18 protein-coding genes and 1 pseudogene are annotated in these 17658 nt (G+C 61.3%); 12 read left to right on the top strand and 7 right to left on the bottom strand.

Going from position 1 to position 17658, the window contains the following annotated elements; translation table 11 throughout:
• The first annotated feature begins 227 nt into the window (after window positions 1–227).
• Window positions 228–533 carry a hypothetical protein gene (locus tag A4G99_RS09170; RefSeq protein ID WP_066142221.1) on the top strand — a complete coding sequence of 102 codons (306 nt, stop codon included), beginning with the start codon at window positions 228–230 and terminating at the stop codon, window positions 531–533.
• Here the strand turns inward: A4G99_RS09170 and A4G99_RS09165 are convergent.
• The 3 genes from A4G99_RS09165 to A4G99_RS09155 all read right to left on the bottom strand — a co-directional run bounded on the left by A4G99_RS09165 (window position 530) and on the right by A4G99_RS09155 (window position 3139).
• On the bottom strand, window positions 530–2467 hold the full coding sequence (locus A4G99_RS09165) for a hypothetical protein (protein ID WP_066142218.1): 1938 nt from the start codon (window positions 2465–2467) through the stop codon (window positions 530–532). The genes A4G99_RS09170 and A4G99_RS09165 overlap by 4 nt on opposite strands.
• 107 nt (window positions 2468–2574) lie before the next feature.
• Window positions 2575–2853 carry a UPF0058 family protein gene (locus tag A4G99_RS09160; RefSeq protein WP_066142214.1) on the bottom strand — a complete coding sequence of 93 codons (279 nt, stop codon included), beginning with the start codon at window positions 2851–2853 and terminating at the stop codon, window positions 2575–2577.
• 70 nt (window positions 2854–2923) lie between these two features.
• Window positions 2924–3139, bottom strand: coding sequence for a ribbon-helix-helix domain-containing protein (locus A4G99_RS09155; RefSeq protein WP_066142210.1), 216 nt, complete (start codon window positions 3137–3139; stop codon window positions 2924–2926).
• Between the two features lie 477 nt (window positions 3140–3616).
• Here A4G99_RS09155 and A4G99_RS09150 point away from each other — a divergent pair, with 477 nt between their 5' ends.
• From A4G99_RS09150 to A4G99_RS09135, 4 genes are all read left to right on the top strand, one after another.
• Window positions 3617–4213 carry a sulfite oxidase-like oxidoreductase gene (locus tag A4G99_RS09150; protein WP_066142208.1) on the top strand — a complete coding sequence of 199 codons (597 nt, stop codon included), beginning with the start codon at window positions 3617–3619 and terminating at the stop codon, window positions 4211–4213.
• 33 nt (window positions 4214–4246) lie between these two features.
• The gene (locus A4G99_RS09145) at window positions 4247–5569 is read left to right on the top strand and encodes an isochorismate synthase MenF (RefSeq protein WP_066142205.1); all 1323 of its coding nucleotides are present in this window, start codon (window positions 4247–4249) and stop codon (window positions 5567–5569) included.
• A complete protein-coding gene (gene menD / locus A4G99_RS09140) occupies window positions 5566–7335 on the top strand; it encodes a 2-succinyl-5-enolpyruvyl-6-hydroxy-3-cyclohexene-1-carboxylic-acid synthase (RefSeq protein WP_066142203.1) in 1770 nt (589 codons plus the stop codon). The genes A4G99_RS09145 and menD overlap by 4 nt, the downstream gene beginning before the upstream one ends.
• A 68-nt stretch (window positions 7336–7403) precedes the next feature.
• Window positions 7404–7787: a hypothetical protein gene (locus A4G99_RS09135; RefSeq protein ID WP_082837746.1), complete on the top strand. Its 384-nt coding sequence runs from the start codon at window positions 7404–7406 to the stop codon at window positions 7785–7787.
• A 29-nt stretch (window positions 7788–7816) separates the two neighbouring features.
• On the opposite strand, the gene A4G99_RS09130 is transcribed toward A4G99_RS09135, so the two are convergent.
• Together A4G99_RS09130 and A4G99_RS09125 are read right to left on the bottom strand one after the other, a co-directional pair.
• A complete protein-coding gene (locus A4G99_RS09130; RefSeq protein WP_066142201.1) occupies window positions 7817–8029 on the bottom strand; it encodes a hypothetical protein in 213 nt (70 codons plus the stop codon).
• A 38-nt stretch (window positions 8030–8067) separates the two neighbouring features.
• Window positions 8068–9308: pseudogene (locus A4G99_RS09125) on the bottom strand (tripartite tricarboxylate transporter permease).
• A 151-nt stretch (window positions 9309–9459) separates the two neighbouring features.
• On the opposite strand from A4G99_RS09125, the gene A4G99_RS09120 reads away from it, so the two are divergent.
• The 3 genes from A4G99_RS09120 to A4G99_RS09110 all read left to right on the top strand — a co-directional run bounded on the left by A4G99_RS09120 (window position 9460) and on the right by A4G99_RS09110 (window position 10544).
• Window positions 9460–9702, top strand: a complete 243-nt coding sequence (locus A4G99_RS09120) for a glutathione S-transferase N-terminal domain-containing protein (protein ID WP_066142196.1) — start codon at window positions 9460–9462, stop codon at window positions 9700–9702.
• A complete protein-coding gene (locus A4G99_RS09115; protein WP_066142193.1) occupies window positions 9699–10232 on the top strand; it encodes a cob(I)yrinic acid a,c-diamide adenosyltransferase in 534 nt (177 codons plus the stop codon). The genes A4G99_RS09120 and A4G99_RS09115 overlap by 4 nt, the downstream gene beginning before the upstream one ends.
• A gap of 90 nt (window positions 10233–10322) precedes the next feature.
• Window positions 10323–10544 (top strand): hypothetical protein, encoded by a 222-nt coding sequence (locus A4G99_RS09110; RefSeq protein WP_150123071.1) that lies wholly within the window; start codon window positions 10323–10325, stop codon window positions 10542–10544.
• 22 nt (window positions 10545–10566) lie between these two features.
• Here A4G99_RS09110 and A4G99_RS09105 read toward each other — a convergent pair whose 3' ends face one another.
• Window positions 10567–11709, bottom strand: coding sequence for an acyl-CoA dehydrogenase family protein (locus A4G99_RS09105; protein WP_066142187.1), 1143 nt, complete (start codon window positions 11707–11709; stop codon window positions 10567–10569).
• Window positions 11710–11847: 138 nt separating this feature from the next.
• Here A4G99_RS09105 and A4G99_RS09100 point away from each other — a divergent pair, with 138 nt between their 5' ends.
• From A4G99_RS09100 to A4G99_RS09085, 4 genes are all read left to right on the top strand, one after another.
• Window positions 11848–12666: an RIO1 family regulatory kinase/ATPase gene (locus A4G99_RS09100; protein WP_066142185.1), complete on the top strand. Its 819-nt coding sequence runs from the start codon at window positions 11848–11850 to the stop codon at window positions 12664–12666.
• 45 nt (window positions 12667–12711) lie between these two features.
• Window positions 12712–13215, top strand: a complete 504-nt coding sequence (locus A4G99_RS09095; RefSeq protein ID WP_066142182.1) for a cupin domain-containing protein — start codon at window positions 12712–12714, stop codon at window positions 13213–13215.
• Window positions 13216–13315: 100 nt separating this feature from the next.
• Window positions 13316–14851: an aldehyde dehydrogenase family protein gene (locus A4G99_RS09090; RefSeq protein ID WP_066142179.1), complete on the top strand. Its 1536-nt coding sequence runs from the start codon at window positions 13316–13318 to the stop codon at window positions 14849–14851.
• Between the two features lie 540 nt (window positions 14852–15391).
• The gene (locus A4G99_RS09085; RefSeq protein WP_066142172.1) at window positions 15392–15889 is read left to right on the top strand and encodes a ferritin-like domain-containing protein; all 498 of its coding nucleotides are present in this window, start codon (window positions 15392–15394) and stop codon (window positions 15887–15889) included.
• A gap of 20 nt (window positions 15890–15909) precedes the next feature.
• Here A4G99_RS09085 and A4G99_RS09080 read toward each other — a convergent pair whose 3' ends face one another.
• Window positions 15910–17616, bottom strand: coding sequence for a tRNA uridine(34) 5-carboxymethylaminomethyl modification radical SAM/GNAT enzyme Elp3 (locus A4G99_RS09080; RefSeq protein WP_066142169.1), 1707 nt, complete (start codon window positions 17614–17616; stop codon window positions 15910–15912).
• Between the last annotated feature and the right edge of the window lie 42 nt (window positions 17617–17658).

The raw sequence follows: 17658 nt of genomic DNA, 5'->3' as shown, positions 1-17658 counted from the left end.
GATGGTTTCTCCCGCACCTCCTAAACCGATTACGGTCTTCGAAGCAAAAGGATACACGAACGTGATCATTTCGGTGTCCGAATCGCGTCAATTCTAGCAGCGACGGGGATATTCACGCGCCGAATTCGGAAGTGTTAACTCTCCCCAAGAGAAAGTTTCGTTCTACTCTTCGTCATGCGATGCGGACAATAACCTTTAAAAGCTTCTAAGACAAGTTAACACATGCCATGATAGATCGACTGGAGAAGGAAGTCGATATGCTGGAACGCCACTTGCAGGTCCTGAAAATGGTCATTGAGAGTGAACCGATCGGCATCGTGAAGATGTCGAACGAGACGGGATACCCCCATCACAAGGTTCGCTACTCGCTGCGAGTTCTCGAAGAAGAAAACCTCATCTCGCCCTCCAACCAGGGCGCGATAACGACTGACCGAACGGAGGAGTTCGTCTCCGAACTCGACGAAAAACTCTCCGAAATCACGACCAAGCTCGACTCGATGAAGATCGGCGAGAAGGCGGAAGCCGAAAACTAGAGTTCTGGAACCGTCAAGTGGAATTCACCGTTACGTGATTCGACCAGACACAGATGATATCCCCGCTTTCGGGATAGCTTGACGAAACTCTCCCTTTTTTCTCGCGTTAGCAGCCCGCCACTGGTTGCGTCCTCCGTCGTCTCCAGTGCGGCCGGTTCGAAGAAGCTCTTTGTCACCTGGAACGCCGCGCTGAGTTCGTCGTTCACGCTGGCGACGCTCGTCGCGGCATCGACGAGCGATCCCATCATCTCGCCCGTCGCGGGGTCGCGCGAGTCGTTGATGTTCGCCACGACGAGCGGGTTGCCCATCCGGTCGCGGAGGATGACGTCGAACGCCAGTTCGGTCTCCTCGCCCTCCTCGTCTTCCGTCACCAGACTGCCGTGGAGTTCGACCCGATCGATCTCCTGAATCGATTCGAACAGGTCACCGAGTCCGCGCTGATGACCCGTCTCGATGATTTCGTACAGGAGGTCGACGACGAGCCACGAGACGAACGTATACTCCATCGAATCGTGGAGGAACGCATCGAACTCCCGCCCATCGACCGCGATGCCCTCCGCGTCGAACTGCGTGTGGTGTTCGAGTTGCAGGTTCGACTCGATGGTCTCGCGGCTGGCATCGCCCGCCGCCGCGTCGGCCAGCGTCCCTTTCGCTTTCGACCCGTAGCGAACGAAGAGGTTCGTCTGCGTCAGCGCTTGTTCCGGCGTCAGCTGTCGTTCGGCAGTGATACCCGGACCCTTCTCACGGAGCGTTTCGAGTTCGTCTTGCAGTTCCTCGACCCGTTCTTTCAGCCGGTCGCGTTCCGCCTTCAGTTCGTCACGCTCCGATTCGGCTCGGGCGAGTTTCGACTGCAACGCTTCGATCTTTTCGGCGCGCGCGGTCAGTTCGGCTTCGATCTCCTTCGCCCTGCCGGATGTCGAACGACTCTGTGACCGTTGTTGCGGAGGTTTTCGCGTCGGACGACGCTGTTTGACACCCACGTCGTGTGACTTCGCGGAGCTGCTCTTGTCGGGGTCGAGCGACGGAATGGTCGTGGTCTCTCGCCACTGCTGTTCGTCCGAGAGCGGATCGGATGCACCCGTTCCTGCGGCGCTTTCCGCGCCGCCGTCGTTTCCAGCGCCCCCGGAACTCGACGCGTTCGGCGTCGAGTGCGTGGATTGGGCCGGTCGTGCGTCCGCCTCGGTCGGCGACTGCTCCGACTCCAGCGAAGAGGGTCGAACGGCCTCCGCCTCCGCTGACGACCCCGTTTCTTCAGCACGTTCCGGCGTGTCGGGGGAAGTCTGTGCGGACTCTTCCGGTGGCGTCTCCGGTTCGTTCGTTTCCGCCGGTTCCGGGGTCGATGGGGATTCTGGCGTCGGCGTCGAGGCTGGCTCGGGTTCCGATTCCGGTTCCTCTACCTCCGGCAGGTCGATGACGTTCACGTCGGCCGCGACGACTTCGTAGATTCCGACCTCGTCGTTGGCGCGGGACAGCGCCTCGTCGCCGGTGTACAGTTGCTCGCTCTGACCGACGTACGCCGCGCTCATCGACCGTCCACCGTGGTACACCACGTAGTAATCGCCGCTGAGAACGTTTTCACTGAGTTCTATGTACCCGGTGAACTTGTTCGATGCGAGCGTTTCGCTCGCCTCCTTCAGCGGTGTGTCGTTCGTGTAGTATTTCGCCTGTGTCTTTCCGCCTCGCTCCTTCATGCTGAACAACAGCGGAAGCGAAGGATGAGGAGCGTCGAACAGCGTCCCGTCTGCATCTTCGAACGAATCGATAGTGCCGTCAAATAGGCCAATGACGCGGCCGTTCAACATGAACAGCCACGCGCCGCCCGCATCGACCGCACCGGAAAATTCCTCGTCGGCAAGCGTGTGGAGCGTCTCGAACCCACCGGAAAAGGGCCGAGTTTTCCACTCGGATATCTGCTCGACTGTGCGCGCGTCCATAATACGTCAAAACGGAATCCTCCTCAAATAGTTTCGGGTTAGTCGGATACACGCATCAAGTGGGGGACCCTCGTCGGGGGGGCAAAATCGCGCGATAACGCCGAAAATCAGATCTTCTGCTCGGCGTCGTCGGCCAACTCCTCCATGCGCTTGCCGATCCGGCCCGCTTCGCTGAACTCGTCTTCGCTCATCACGTCCGCGAGCGAGTTGCCGAGAACGAAGACGGCGTGTTTGTGCTCGCTCTTCGATTTGTGAACGTGCGAGGGATCGACATCGAGCTGGTCGTATGCGTCGAACGCGCCGTCGGGGACGTCGTCCTGTTCACGGAAATACTCCATGATGGTCACCATCTGCTCGTGTAGCTCGAGAAGCTCATCCTTATGCATGCAGGGCCATTAGAAGTTAGCCGGTTTAAGAGTTTCTGAGAACTATTCACACATCGGGGTGAAACGCCCGCTAGAAGACGTACTCGTCCTCGTGACCCATCATCCCCTCGTCTTCGAGTCCCGGTTCTCTATCGTTGTCCATCGGTCCGCTGGTCTTGTATGCCTTGAGACCAGTTGCGAGCAAGTCCTCGATAGCTTCCTCCCGGTTGACGAACTCACCTTGTTCGACCATTTGGGCAATTTGCATTTCGAGGTGCTCTGGGACGGTAATCTCTACCTTTGGCATTGGAACAATTGTGGGCTTCGGGAGGGGTGTTCTTAAGTCTGACGGGGCAGATAGTACAGGTATTGAAAACTATAGTTTTCATCATCAAATTATACTTTTCGATATTTGGTTATATATTTCAGTATCTCCGAAAATCGGTCGGGACGGGACCGAAGAAACGAAAACTTGTTCGTCGCGGTTCGCCGCTGCCGAATCGGAGGCCGTTCGGGAAGAGGTCGAACCGATTTCGTACGTGGCCGTCTCGCGTGCGACGGTCAGTGACGACGCGACGGCCGTCCGCGGTCGGTTACGAGGCTATCGTTTGCGGTAGACGGCTTTTGTTACTCGGTCCGTACCGAGCCACAGGGTCACGTTGGACGAAGATATCTGGATTACCCTCCGCCAACCCACGCGTACACTCGACGCTGACCGCAGTCGGTACATCCGACGTTGACCGCAGTCGGTACATCTACGTTTCCAGCGACCCGAGTCCGTTCCATGAGTACGACGGACAAGACGGAGCTCCACCGGGAGTTCGACGGGAAGCGATTGCCGCCGGGGCAACGGAAGACGAGCAAGTTTCCGGTCCTCTCGAAGGGGTCAACGCCGGACTGGGACCCGGAGACGTGGGAGTTTTCGGTGACGGGGGCGGTCGAAACCGAACTGGCGTTCTCGTGGGAGGAGTTCCGTGACCTATCGAACGAGACACAAACGCAAGACTTCCACTGTGTCACCGGCTGGAGCAAGTTCGATTGTGAGTTCACCGGCGTCACGTTCCCGACGCTCGCGGAACTGGCCGGTGTGGACGATGACGTCGTTCACGTGATGTTTTCCGCACTCGACGGCTACACCACGAACCTCCCGTTCGAGGACTGCATGCGCGACGAGGTACTGTTCGTCTGGGAGTACGACGGCGCGCCGCTCCCCCGCGAACACGGCGGACCGCTTCGCGTCGTCACGCCACACAAGTACGCGTACAAAGGGGCCAAGTGGGTCGATGGAATCGAGTTCCTCACCGAACCCGAACGAGGATACTGGGAGAAACGCGGTTACTCCAACACCGCAAATCCGTGGAACGAGGAGCGATATAGTTAGGCTGAAGGGTCACCGCTCCCGAGTTATCACTAAATGCCACCGCACCGTGACGGTCAACTGTCGGCGGGTTCGCCGCTCGTAACCCGAACGTGCAGAGTACCCGACGTTTCGTTCCGCTCCTTTCTCGCGGGACAGGCGGCTCCACGCCTCTACTGGACTTCTCCGGACGGTCTCGAAATCGCCGCGACTGGCGCAGTTACGCGCATCACTGCCACTGGTGGGGGGCGGTTCGACGCGGTTCGCAACCAAGCGACCGATCTCTTCGATTCCGTCGATACCGACGACGGGCCGGACGCGACGCGTCCGCGCCTGTTCGGCGGGTTTTCGTTCGATACCGAACACCAACCGGAACCGCCGTGGGACGGCTTTCCGAGTGCGGAGTTCGTCCTGCCACACGTCCAACTGACGCGTACGGAAACCGAGACGTGGCTCACGGTTTCCGCCTCCGAAACGGCGACTGCCGAGGAAACACTCACCGAGATGCAGGCGGAAATCGAGACGCTACCGACGATGCGCCCCCGCGGTGAATCGCCAGGAATCGAGTCCACGACACCCATCACCTCGCGGGAGGAATGGTGTTCACAGATACGCCACGCGACGGATCGAATCCGCGACGGACAGCTAAAAAAGGTAGTCATCGCGACCGCGTTGGAGGTCGAACTCGGCGAATCGGTCGTCGTTCCGGACATCCTCGAACGACTTCGAACGTCCTATCCGGAGTGTTATCGATTCCTCGTGCAACCCACGTCGTCGGGCGGGTTTTTCGGCGCGCCGCCTGAACGCCTCGTCTCCCTTCGCGGTGGAACGGTCGAGACGGAAGCGCTCGCCGGATCCATCGGCCGCGGCGAGACGCCCGAAGAGGACGACGAACTCGCGACCTCGCTCGCGGACAGCGAGAAGGTTCGGGAGGAACACGAACTCGTCGCCGAGACCATCCGTGAGCGACTCGAACCCCTCGCGTCGTCCGTTTCGGTCGGCGAGCGACGACTCAAGCGACTTTCGACCATTCAACATCTACAGACGCCGATTTCGGCGGAGATCGGCGACAGAGAGCACGTTCTCTCGGTCGTCGAAGCCCTCCATCCGACTCCCGCGGTCGGCGGGCTTCCGCTGGAAGACGCCATGCGAACGATTCGTGAGACGGAAGGGTTCGACCGTGGCTGGTACGCCTCGCCGGTCGGCTGGTTCGACGCCGACGGAGACGGCGAATTCGCCGTCGGTCTGCGTTCCGGTGTCGCAGCCAACGACCGTGTCACCCTGTTCGCCGGAAACGGCATCGTCGCCGATAGCGAACCCGAAGCGGAATGGGACGAAGTGCAGTTGAAATTCTTGCCGATTTTGAACGAACTCGAATGACCTATCCGAACCGAAACACGCTGTGGGCCGAAACGTTCGTGGACGAGTTGGCCGCCGGTGGGGTCGATGCCGTCTGTCTCTCTCCCGGTAGTCGGTCGACGCCGTTGACCGTCGCGTTCGCCCTGCACGACGATATCGAGGTGTTCTCCCATTTGGACGAGCGCTCGGCGGCCTTCTTCGCGCTCGGGCGAGCGAAGCGCACCGGCAAGCCGACCCCCATCGTCTGCACCTCGGGAACGGCGGCGGCGAACTTCCACCCGGCCGTCATCGAGGCCGACCGTGCACGGGTCCCATTGCTCGTCTGCACGGCGGACCGACCGCCGGAACTCCGCGATAGCGGCGCGAACCAGACCGTAGACCAGGAGAAACTGTACGGCGACGCCGTCCGTTGGTACGCCGACGTCGCCGAACCGGAAGCCACCCCGAGGAAACTGCGCTACCTTCGCACGACGGCCGCCCGCGCCCTCGGTTCGACGACCGGAACACCGCCGGGACCGGTACATCTCAACTTCCCGTTCCGAAAACCCCTCGAACCGACCGACGTCGATGGGGACGTTCCCGACTCGTTCGCGGACGACGAACCGCTCGCGGCCGAGGGGCGTGACGGGCCGTTCGTTCGCCTCTCGCAGGGCGTTCCCGAACTCGATTCCGCCGCGCTCTCCCGGCTCGCCGAGTCGGTCTCGAACGCGGAACGCGGCCTGCTCGTCGTCGGCCCTGCCGACACGCCGACACCGGACCGTGACGAATTGGAAACGCTGGCCGATGCGACCGGGTTTCCCGTGCTCGCCGACCCGCTGTCGGGGCACCGGTTCGGCCACGACCGGCCCATCGTCGGCGGCTACGATTCGTATCTCGTGCCGGACGTGACCGACGACTGGCCAGACCCGGACGTGGTTCTTCGGTTCGGCGCGTCCCCGACCTCGAAGGTCCTTCGTCAGTACCTCGAACGCGTCGACGCCCGGCAGTTCGTCGTGGATTCCGCGGGCGGATGGCGAGAAGCCTCGTTCACCGCGACGGACCTCGTCGCCACCGACCCGACGCGCCTCGCCCGGCGACTCTCCGACGAACTCGAAGACGGAGAAAATGGAGGATGCGACGAGTGGAGGGCACGGTTCGAACGTGCCGAGTCCGCCCATCGGTCGCTGCTCGCCGAAACGGAGGAGCATTTCGAGGGCGGGGTGCTCGCCGACGTCTCGCGACTCGTTCCCGATCCGGCGACGCTGTTCGTGTCCAACAGCATGCCGGTCCGGGATTTGGACCGCTTTGCCCGCCCGCGGTCGGCCGACGTGACCGTCCTCGGAAATCGGGGCGCAAGCGGTATCGACGGTATCATCAGCTCTGCACTCGGCGCGGGGAGCGCGACTGATGACCCGCTCGTCCTCGTCACCGGCGACATCGCGTACTACCACGACATGAACGGACTGCTCGCGCTCGACCGCTGTGGCGTGGACGCGACCATCGTCGAAATCAACAACGACGGCGGTGGCATCTTCCACATGCTTCCCATCGAATCGTTCGACCCGCCGTTTTCCGGGCAGTTCCGGACGCCACACGGACTCGATTACGCCGCGACTGGCGACCTCTACGACCTCGATTTCCAGCGCGTGGAGACGCGTTCCGAATTCCGTGACGCGTTTTCGGATTCCCTCGGCAGCACCGGGACGCAGGTCATCGAAGTGCTCACGGACGCCGAACCGAGCCATCGGATTCGGGAATCGTTCCAAGAGCGTCTCGTCACCGACCTGTCCTCCGATTCCGGAGTCTAGTTTTCAGCGAAGATAATCCCGGGAAGATTCATGTCTTTCGTCGACGAACGTGGAGGCGGATAGTTATTATGTCTCATACAACCACGGAATCCAGAGAACTCGTCACGTATCTACAGACGCACGTCGGGGACCTTCTTCGAAGCGTTCTCTACTACGATGCCGATTCCTGCGAACTACTCTACATCCGTGACGACGTCGCCGACGCTTACGACGAACAGGAGCGTGCCGACGTACGCCGCGACATGCGACTCGAAGCCATCGAGAAATCACATCAGGAAGACCTCTACAATCACGGATCGTTGAACTGTACCATCCGTTGTTTCGACGACGCCATCGAGATGCACTTCACGCACGGCGAACTTTGCGGTACCGCCGTCGCGCTCGACGGCGAAGCGTTCGCGGTGCAGAACACGTTCGTCGGCGCCTGCCTCGACATCATGAACGAGGAGTAGCCCACGGCAGTCACCGAACTCGGTCACTTCTACTCTCGTTCTTGTTCTCGTTCCCGCGTTTCGAGTTCCGTTCGCAGTTCGTCGACCTCGTCTCTCAGTTCGGATACCTGCTCTTGTGACCGTCGATGGAGCACGAATATTCCTCCGAAGATGGTCAACGGAACACCGAACAGCAAGATTGCCATGATGAAGATGACGATCAACTCCATGCCGCCCGGGACGGGACCGAACAGGGGGATCATGACCTCAAATTGACAGCAGGTGCGTAAATGCTTCGTGGTTACACGCCGACGATGAGCGGACCGAGCAACACCCCCATGAGATGAACCCGTCGGCACCCCAATCGCGGTGGCAGGCAACCGAGGATGGCACTGCAAACGAAGAGACCGACACCGACGACGCCCGCGAACAGGAACGACGCCGCGATCAGCAGACAGAGGACGCCGACGGAGAGCTGTCGGTAGTTCAGCCGACCGACCGCTTCGAGGTAGGTGTCGCCGAGAACGAGGACGAGGACGAACCCGACGACGCCCGCGATGGCGACGCTGGCGAGGAGCACCGGCAGGTCGAGCGGCGCGTTCGTCTCGCGCAGGGCAACCATCACGCCTGTTCGCGGCGTTCCGAGCGAGACGAGCGCGAAAAGCGCGAAGATGGTGTTCGAAGTGTTGACGCCGCTAGTCGCCACGATGAATCCACGTGCTTCGGTTCTTCGGGGAACCAGTGCCAACGCGATGACGGCCGCTATCGCGCTCGACACGCCGGGGAGATATCCGACGATTCCACCGGCGAACGCACCCGCGAGTGCGGTTACGGCGATTGCCCGATGGGGCATCGTGAGCGTCGCTTCGGCCTGTGGCGGAACCCCCGTTCCGTTCATCGCGTCCACGAGCACCGGCGCGCCGAACAACCCCGCAAACAGTGGCGTGAGTACTCCGCCGATACCGAGGGGTGCCGCTGGTGAGAGCGGAAGGGCCAGGATGCCGAGCACGGCACTCGTACAGAAGACGACGAGACCACCAACTTTCCCGCGGGTCGTCGGTTCCGTGAGCACGAGAAACGCCGTGATTCCGACGAGAAGGAGCGGAGATGGTTCCGAACCAGCGGGTAGGCATCCGTCATCAGCGTCGTGACCGGAATCGCCAGCGGCACCGCGAACGCCACCGCCAACCCGCTCCCCAGCGCCGAGAGCCGAAGCGCCTCCCTGCCTTGGCCTTCGATGACCAACCGATGGCCGGGGAGCGCCCCCGCCGCCATCACCGGGTCCGGAACCCCGAGCGCCAGCGACGGAACCACGTCCAGGAACGAGTGAGCGACCCCCGCCGCGAGTATCGCCGCACCGACCAGTTTCGGCGGACCGGCTATCGACCCCGCCACCGACGCCAGCAAGAGCACGAGGTTGTTGACGTGGATTCCCGGTGTGAGCCCGCTTATCGTACCGACGACGACCCCGCCGAAGACGAACGCGAGCGTCGTCATCGTCGTCGACGAACGCAGTAGGAGTCGGGTTCCGAGCACCTCCATTGCGCCGGAGTGGTCCCGTTTCGGTATTTAAAATTCGGGGTGCTCGATTTCGAGGTTGCGAAGTGACCTCGCGAGCGGACGGAGGCTTTCGAAGTCCGTTGTACTCTCCGAGACGGTAGCTTACTTTACGCTCGCGCCCCATCGTTGCGATATGAGTTCGATAACGCTGTACTCGCTCGATGGCTGCCCGTTCTGCCAGAAAGTCCACGACGCGCTCGATGAGGCGGACATCGAGTACGAGACGGAGTGGGTCGAAGCGCTCCACTCGAAGCGGAACGAGGTCAAACGCGTCAGCGGTCAGCGCGGCGTGCCGGTGCTCGTGAACGAGGATTCGGGCGTCACGATGGCCGAGAGCAAGAAAATCGTCGAGTACGTGGAGCAGTCGCTCGTATGAAGATATACACCGGTCGCGGCGACGCGGGGCAGACCGACCTGCAGAACATGTCCCGCGTCTCGAAAGCCAGCCCGCGAATCGAGGCCTACGGGACGGTGGACGAGGTGAACGCCCTCATCGGGCGCTGCAGACCGACGGGGCACGACGACGTGGACGAACACCTCCGCGAAATCCAGAACCACCTCCACATCGTGCAGGCCGACTTGGCCAACCCGGAACCCGACGAGGACGACCCGCAGGTGAGGGCCGAACACGCCGACCTGCTCGAATCGTGGATGGACGCCTACGACGAGGAACTGGACCCCCTCACGTCGTTCATCCTCCCCGGTGGCAGCGAATCGGGGGCGGAACTCCACCACGCCCGCGCCGTCTGCCGCCGCGCCGAACGTCGCGCAGTTGCACTGGCAAGCGAGGAGGAGATCAACGAGAACGCCGTGACGTACCTGAACCGGCTATCGGACGCGCTGTTCATCCTCGCCCGCGTCGTGAACAAACGCGACGGGGAACGGGAAGAGAGTCCGACGTACTGAGTTCTTCTTTTACTACAGCGTCCGAGGTTCACACGAAAGAGTGTTCAGTTCACCCACAAGCTTATGCCCCGAACCGAGAATCGTGGCGATATGCCTCCCGCATTCTTCACCCTCTTCATGGTCGTATTCGTCGCCATCGGCGCGTTGAACGTGCTGAAACCACGTGCGATGGCGCGACACCAAATGCGAGTGCGATACGGCGCGAAAGGGGACATCGAGTTCAGCGATACGCGCATCATGATGCAGCGATTGGTGTCGCTCGTCGTCCTCGTGGTCGGCGTCTGGACGATGCTCTCGTGGGGGGTCTGGTGAGAGAAAAGATCCGTTTCTGGGCTTACAGTCCCAGTTCCCGTCCGATGACGAGGTGCTGAATCTCGCTGGTCCCTTCGCCGATTTCCATCAGTTTCGCGTCACGGAGGAACCGCTGCGGGGCGAAATCCTCGGTGTAGCCGTAGCCGCCGAGCACCTGCACGGCGTCCTCGGAGACTTTCCGCGCCGACTCGCTGGCGTCGAGTTTTGCCAGCGCACTCTCGTGGGAGACGGAGTAGCCTTCGTCGTACTTGCACGCCGCTTTGTGGGTCAACAGGCGCGAGCGCTCGATTTTGCGGTCCATGTCCACGACCTTGTTGCGGATGGCGTCGAACTTCGAGATCGGCTTGCCGAACTGCTCGCGCTCCTGGCTGTACCGGTGGGCCGCCTCGTAGGCACCCTGCGCGATGCCGGTCGAAAGCGCGGCGATGCTGATTCGGCCGCCGTCGAGCGTCTTCTTGGTCTGCTCCCAGCCCTCGCCCGCCTCGCCGAGGAGTCGGTCCTCGGGAATCCGGCAGTCGGTGAACTGGATTTCACAGGTCGGCGAGGCGTTGAGTCCCATCTTGTCCCAGACGGTCGTGACCTCGAACCCGTCGTCCTCCTCGGGGTCCACGATGAACGTCGAGATGCCGCCGTAGCCCGCATCGGAGTCGGTGACTGCCTTGACGAGGACGCTTCCCGCCTCGCTCGCGTTGGTGATGAACTGCTTCGTGCCGTCGAGCACCCACTCGTCGCCGTCCTTCTCTGCGGTGGTGTCCATATCGCTCGCGTCCGACCCGGAACCGGGTTCCGTGAGCGCCCACGAACCGAGGTAGTCGCCCTCCGCGAGTGGCGTCAACCATCGCTCTTTCTGTTCTTCGGTGCCGAACATCTCGATGGGTTTCGACGCCAGCGAGATGTGTGCAGCATACGAGAGACCGATGGACCCGGACACCCGGCCCAACTCCTCGGTAACGAGCGCGTACATCAACTGGTCGCCGCCGAGTCCGCCGTACTCCTCGCTGATGGGAACGCCCATCATGTCGAGAGCGGCGAGTTCGTCGAAGACCTCCGCGGGGAAGCGGTGTTCGCTCTCGATTTCCTGTGCGATAGGTTCGATTTCCTCGTCACAAAACTCCCGGACGGTGTCGCGTACCATCCTGTGTTCGTCGGGGAGATTGAAATCCATACGCAATTTTTGCGCGGGTTTCGCTATAATGTCTTCGACTGGCCCCTCGTGAGCGGAGCGAACGAGGGGGAAGCAGGTAAAATGAAACCTCCTTGACGGTGAGTGAGTTTATCAACGATGGGGACGAACCGGTCTCCAATGGGTATTCGGCGACTGGTACGTGGCACGATCGAGTGGCCGCGTATCGAGGCAGTCATTCGAGAGATCGCGGAGCGATACGACCGCGAGGAAGTTCGCGTCGAGTTCATCGACGCCGACAACTGGCTCTCGACGCCCTGTGTGGTGGACGACGAGTGGTTCGTCAAGATCACGACTGACCAGAACTCGCTCGTTCACGCGCTCTTCACCAGCGTGCGGAATCTGGGCGCGTTCAGCAGCGGCACCGAGGGGTTTTTCGAACATTTCGCCGGGCCGGACGAGATGGCGGAACACGAGCTAGAAGCAACGAAGAAGATGCGCGAAATCGGGTTGAACGTCCCGGCACCGATAGAGGCGTTCGAATACGACGACCTCGGCGTGCTGGTCATGGAGTATCTGCCCTCTTTCGAGACGTTCGAGGGGATTCCCGAATCGGACGTACGAAAGTACGCCCCCGACCTGTTCGGCGCGCTCGCACGGATGCACGAACACAACCTCGCACACGGCGACCTGCGCGGGGAGAACGTCCTCGTCGCGGACGGAGAGATATACTTCATCGACGCGACGAGCGTCAACGAGGAGCGAATCGACGAGGCCCGTTCGTACGACCTCGCGTGCGCGCTGGCGTCGCTCACGCCGCTGATCGGCGCTCGTGACTCGGTATTGGCCGCCAACGAACACTATTCTCCGGAGGAGTTGCTCGCCGCACGCGAGTTCCTCGACTTCGTGAACATGCGCCCCGACCACGATTTCGACGCCGCGAGCGTCAAAGGTGAAATCGAAAAGCTCGCCGACAGGGAAGAGGCCGAGAGCGGCTAACCGCTCGCCGGTGCCTATTTATCAACCGTTTGTGATTAATCGAGTATGACCGACGGGCGACCCCAAATCGTCAACGAATCCGCAATCGACTGGGACGAGAAATCACACGGCACTAACTTTCAGATCCGTCGCAAGCAACTCGGTGGTGCGGCAGGCGGCGAGCGGTTGGGCTGTAGTCTGTACGAACTCCCGCCGGGGAAGAAATCGTGGCCGTACCACTACCACACCGGAAACGAGGAGGCGATTTTCGTCCTCGACGGGGAGGGAACGCTCCGAATCGAGAACGACGAACGGGACCTCGAAACGGGCGATTACGTCGCGTTCCCGGTCGGGGAGGAGTACGCTCGCCGCGTCATCAACGACTCCGAGGCGACGCTTCGATACCTCTGTTTTTCGACCATGCGCGAACCCGACGTGTCGGTGTATCCCGATTCCGGGAAGATGGGTATATTCGCCGGGACCGCACCCGGAAAACACGAGGGGAGAACGTTGAGCGGCTACTTCCCGCTCGACGGCGAAGTGGATTACTGGCGTGGAGAGGACGAATAGCGGCTTGGAGTTCTTCCGTGTTCCCCCGAACCCCACGTCGGTGTGCTCTCCAAGTAAGAGTCTTTTTTAAGGTGCCGCGTCAAATTTTACCGAGTACAACATGAGTCAACAAGCCAGCGAGCAGGTTTACAGTCACTACATCGACGGTGAGTGGCACGACGGGGCGGGCGACGAAACGTTCGAGAGCGTCAACCCGGCGACGAAGGAGTCGCTCGGCGAGTTCCACCGCGGAACACCCGAGGACGTCGAAGCCGCCCTCGACGCCGCGGAGGAAGCGAAGGACGAGTGGCGCGAACTTTCGTACATCAACCGCGCGGAGTACCTGTGGGACATCTACCACGAACTCCGAGAGCGAACCGACGAACTCGGCGAAGTCATCACGAAGGAATGCGGGAAGGAAATCTCGGAAGGGAAAGCAGACGTCGTCGAGGCCGCGCACATGGTCGAGTGGGCCGCGGGCAACGCCCGACACCCGCACGGTGACGTCGTCCCGAGCGAGATTCCGAGCAAGGACGCCTACATGCGCCGCAAGCCGCGGGGCATCATCGGTTGTATCTCCCCGTGGAACTTCCCGGTCGCCATCCCGTTCTGGCACATGGCCATCGCGCTGGTCGAGGGGAACACGGTCGTCTGGAAGCCAGCAGAACAGACGCCGTGGTGCGGTCAGATCATCGCCGAGATGTTCGAGGACGCCGGTCTCCCGGACGGCGTGTTCAACATGGTACAGGGCTACGGCGACGCCGGAAACGCCATCGTCGAGGACGAGCGCGTGGACACCGTCCTGTTCACCGGTTCATCCGAAGTCGGTCACAAGATCGCGGGCAAGGTCGGCGGCGAACCCGGCAAACTCGCGGCCTGTGAGATGGGTGGCAAGAACGGCATCATCGTCACGGAGGAGGCGGACCTCGACGTCGCCGTCCACAGCGCCATCATGTCCTCGTTCAAGACGACGGGCCAGCGCTGTGTCTCCAGCGAGCGCCTCATCGTCCACGAGGACGTGTACGACGAGTTCAAGGAGCGCTACGTCGAAATCGCGAAGGACATCTCCGTCGGCGACCCGCTCGACGAGAACACCTTCACGGGTCCGATGGTCAACGAGGATCAGGTCGAGAAGTTCAGCAAGTACAACCAACTCGCCAAGGACGAGGGTGCGAACGTGCTCGTGGACCGCGAGGAACTCGACGACGACGAGATTCCGGACGGCTTCGAGGACGGCTACTGGGTCGGCCCGTTCGTCTACGAGGTCGATTACAGCCCCGACCTGCGCTGTATCCACGAGGAGGTCTTCGGTCCGCACGTCGCCCTGATGAGCTACTCGGGTGACATCGAAGAGGCAGTCGAGATTCACAACGACACGCCCTACGGCCTAGCCGGAGCCATCATCAGCGAGGACTACCGCCAGATCAACTACTTCCGCGACTACGCGGAAATCGGCCTCGCCTACGCCAACCTCCCGTGCATCGGCGCGGAGGTCCACCTGCCGTTCGGCGGCGTGAAGAAGTCCGGCAACGGCTACCCGAGCGCCCGCGAATCCATCGAAGCCGTCACCGAACGCACGGCGTGGACCCTCAACAACTCGAAGGACATCGAGATGGCACAGGGTCTCTCGGCGGACATCAAGACTGAAGACGAATAATTGACCGGGAGGAGTCGAACGGAGTGAGACGACTCCCCGAAATTTTCGTGTTCACAGAGGACGAATAGACGGCTACTCCGTTTTTATTTTATCGTAATGAATTCCGGAAAGTACGACAGACGAAAGTATTGACCGATCTGCGTACTGAATCGTCTCGACTCGTCGATGAGACGGTTGCTCCGTTATAGTGCCGATTCAGCCGAAATAAGGGTTCGCGTAGAAGACGACGTTTCGATTTTGATTTGCAAAGGGTGGAGACGACGGAGAGACGAGACGGATGGTGGGTGGTGGCTTCCGGAAGCCGATGTGGGTCCGACCAGTTCCCACGCGACGAAGCGCACAGTCCCAGTTGAGTTGCCAACATACGACGAGAAAAGCGTCGCATACCGGCGTATGTTCATTTTCGTTTCTCCGTCTTAAATCTGTGCAACTTGACTCGCAGAGCGAACGGTTCGCGAGGGGACTGTCGTCGTCGATAACTCGCCGCGGGCACGGCAAAGTTTAGGGCCGTCGTTGTAGTCGTACCAATACCGACCTACCATGACCGGAGATTCACTCGACGACCTCTTTTACGAGGGGCTGAAGGAGATGTACTACGTCGAAAACGAACTGTTCGATGCGCTGGACGAACTGGCGACTGAGGTCAACGATGGCGACCTTCAAAACGCGTTCGAGGAGCATCGAGGCGAAACGAAACGACACGTCGAGCGCCTCCAACACGTGTTCGACCACATCGGCGAACCGGCCAAGAGAGAGCAACTCCGTGCACTCGACGCCCTCGTGGAGGACCACGAGAAGTTCGTCGACGGGAAACCGAATCAGGAACTCCGGAACCTGTTCGACAAGGGAATCGCTGAAAAGTTCGAGCACCTCGAAATCGCGGCGTACGGCAACCTGCTGTTCATGGCCGACAAGTTGGGCCACGACGAAGCCGCCGACCTCCTCAAGAAAAATCTCCGTGAAGAACGAGACATGCTGGACGAGTTGAAAACCATCGGCGAGCAGTACGACGTCGAATCCGTGCCGATGCAGGACTGAACGAACTCCGTTTTTGCCGATTACACCCGCTTGCTCACGTACGGCCCGTCCTGATGATAGCCGAGTTTGTTCCGGTAGTACTCGCGTGCGCCGATTCCGGAGATGACGCTGACCTTGTCGTAGCCCGCGTCGGCGGCGAGTTCCTCGGCTTTAGCGATGAGTTTTCGCCCGTAGCCACGGTGTTGGTGCTGTGTTTCCTCGCTCGCCGCACCCACGGTCACTTCACTGCCGTAGACGTGGAGTTCGCGGACGAGCGCGGCGTTGTCGAGTTCGCGCCGCACGGGGTCGCCGGGGAAGCGAAGTCGGCAGAAGCCCAGTAGGAGGTCTTTCTCGAAGTCGCCGGATACAATCCGGCTATCAGCCGAGCGCCGCTCGGCGAAGTCCTCGAAGCTGATGAAGTGCTCCGTGCCGCCTGCCGCCTCGTAGGTCATGACGTCGAGTTCGACGTTCTCGGGTTCCTCGTCGTTCATGCCGACCTCGCGGCAGCGGATGCAGTCGCAAGTCCACCCGTGTTCCTCCATCCGCTGGCGTGCGAGTTGGCGGAGGTTGGACTTCCACACGCCGCCGTCGATGAAGTCCGCCGGAATGTCGCGCTGGACGCGCTGGAGGCGGACGTACTTGGGAATCATCGACTTGATTTCGGCGACGAGTTCGGCCGCCTCCTCGTTGCGGAGCGGTTCGAACTCGCCCTTGTACCACCAGTCGTACGTCGCGGTGCCGCGGACGACCAGCGTCGGGTAGATTTTGAGGTAGTCCGGTTTCCACTTCTCGTCCTCGAAGATGCGGCGGAAGTCCTCCACGCACATCCGCTTGGACATACCGGGTTGGCCCGGCATCATGTGGAAGCCGACCTTGAACGCCGAATCGCGGAGGCGCTGGTTGGCCTCGATGGACGCCTGTGCGCCGTGCCCGCGGTGCATCTCGCGGTTGATACGCTCGAAGGTGGTCTGGACGCCGACCTCGACTTTCGTGCCGCCCAAATCGAGCATCCGGTTTATCTGCTCGGGATCACACCAGTCCGGCTTCGTCTCGAACGTCGTCCCGATGTTGCGGATGTCGCCCGTCTCGTTCTCCGCGATGACGTCCTCCAGATAGCGGAAGTCGTGCTCCTCGGGGCTCTGGGCGAAGCTCTCGCCCTCCGCGGGTTCGGGTTCCTTGTTCACGTCGTAGTCGTTCATCGCCTCCAGCGCGCGCTTGACGAACCACTCCTGATAGTCGTGGCTCCGGGCGGTCATCGTCCCGCCCATCAGGATGAGTTCGACCTTATCGACGGGGTGACCGATCTGTCGCAGTTGTTCCAAGCGGAGCGTGACCTGCCCGTACGGATCGTAGTCGTTCTGCACGCCGCGGGCCGCCGCGGGTTCGTGACCGGTGTAGCTCTGGGAGGAGGAGAACTCGGAGGACGGGCCGCCCGGGCAGTAGAGACATTTACCGTGCGGGCACTGCTCCGGGCTGGTCATGATTGCGATTGGCGAGACGCCCGACGCGGTGCGGACCGGTTTGCGCCGGAGCACGGCTTCCAGTTCCTCGCGGCGCTCGTCCGGCGCGTGGTCGAGAATCTCGGAGTTCTTCGGCACTTTCGGCGCGGAGAACTCCGAACAGGCGTTGAGCTTGGCGCTCTCTACGTCGTCGCGCTCGACCTCGCCAGCGAGGATGCGGTCGATCAGTTCCTCGCAAACCTGCTCGAACGCCTCCGTTTCCGTGGCGTCCGGCGTCTCGGTACTCATTACGTGATATTTGGTTGGTTCGGGCGGATAAGCGTGTCGTCT

Source organism: Haladaptatus sp. R4 (assembly GCF_001625445.1).
Taxonomy (GTDB): Archaea; Halobacteriota; Halobacteria; order Halobacteriales; family Haladaptataceae; genus Haladaptatus.
This window is presented reverse-complemented; position numbering and strand designations above follow the sequence as displayed.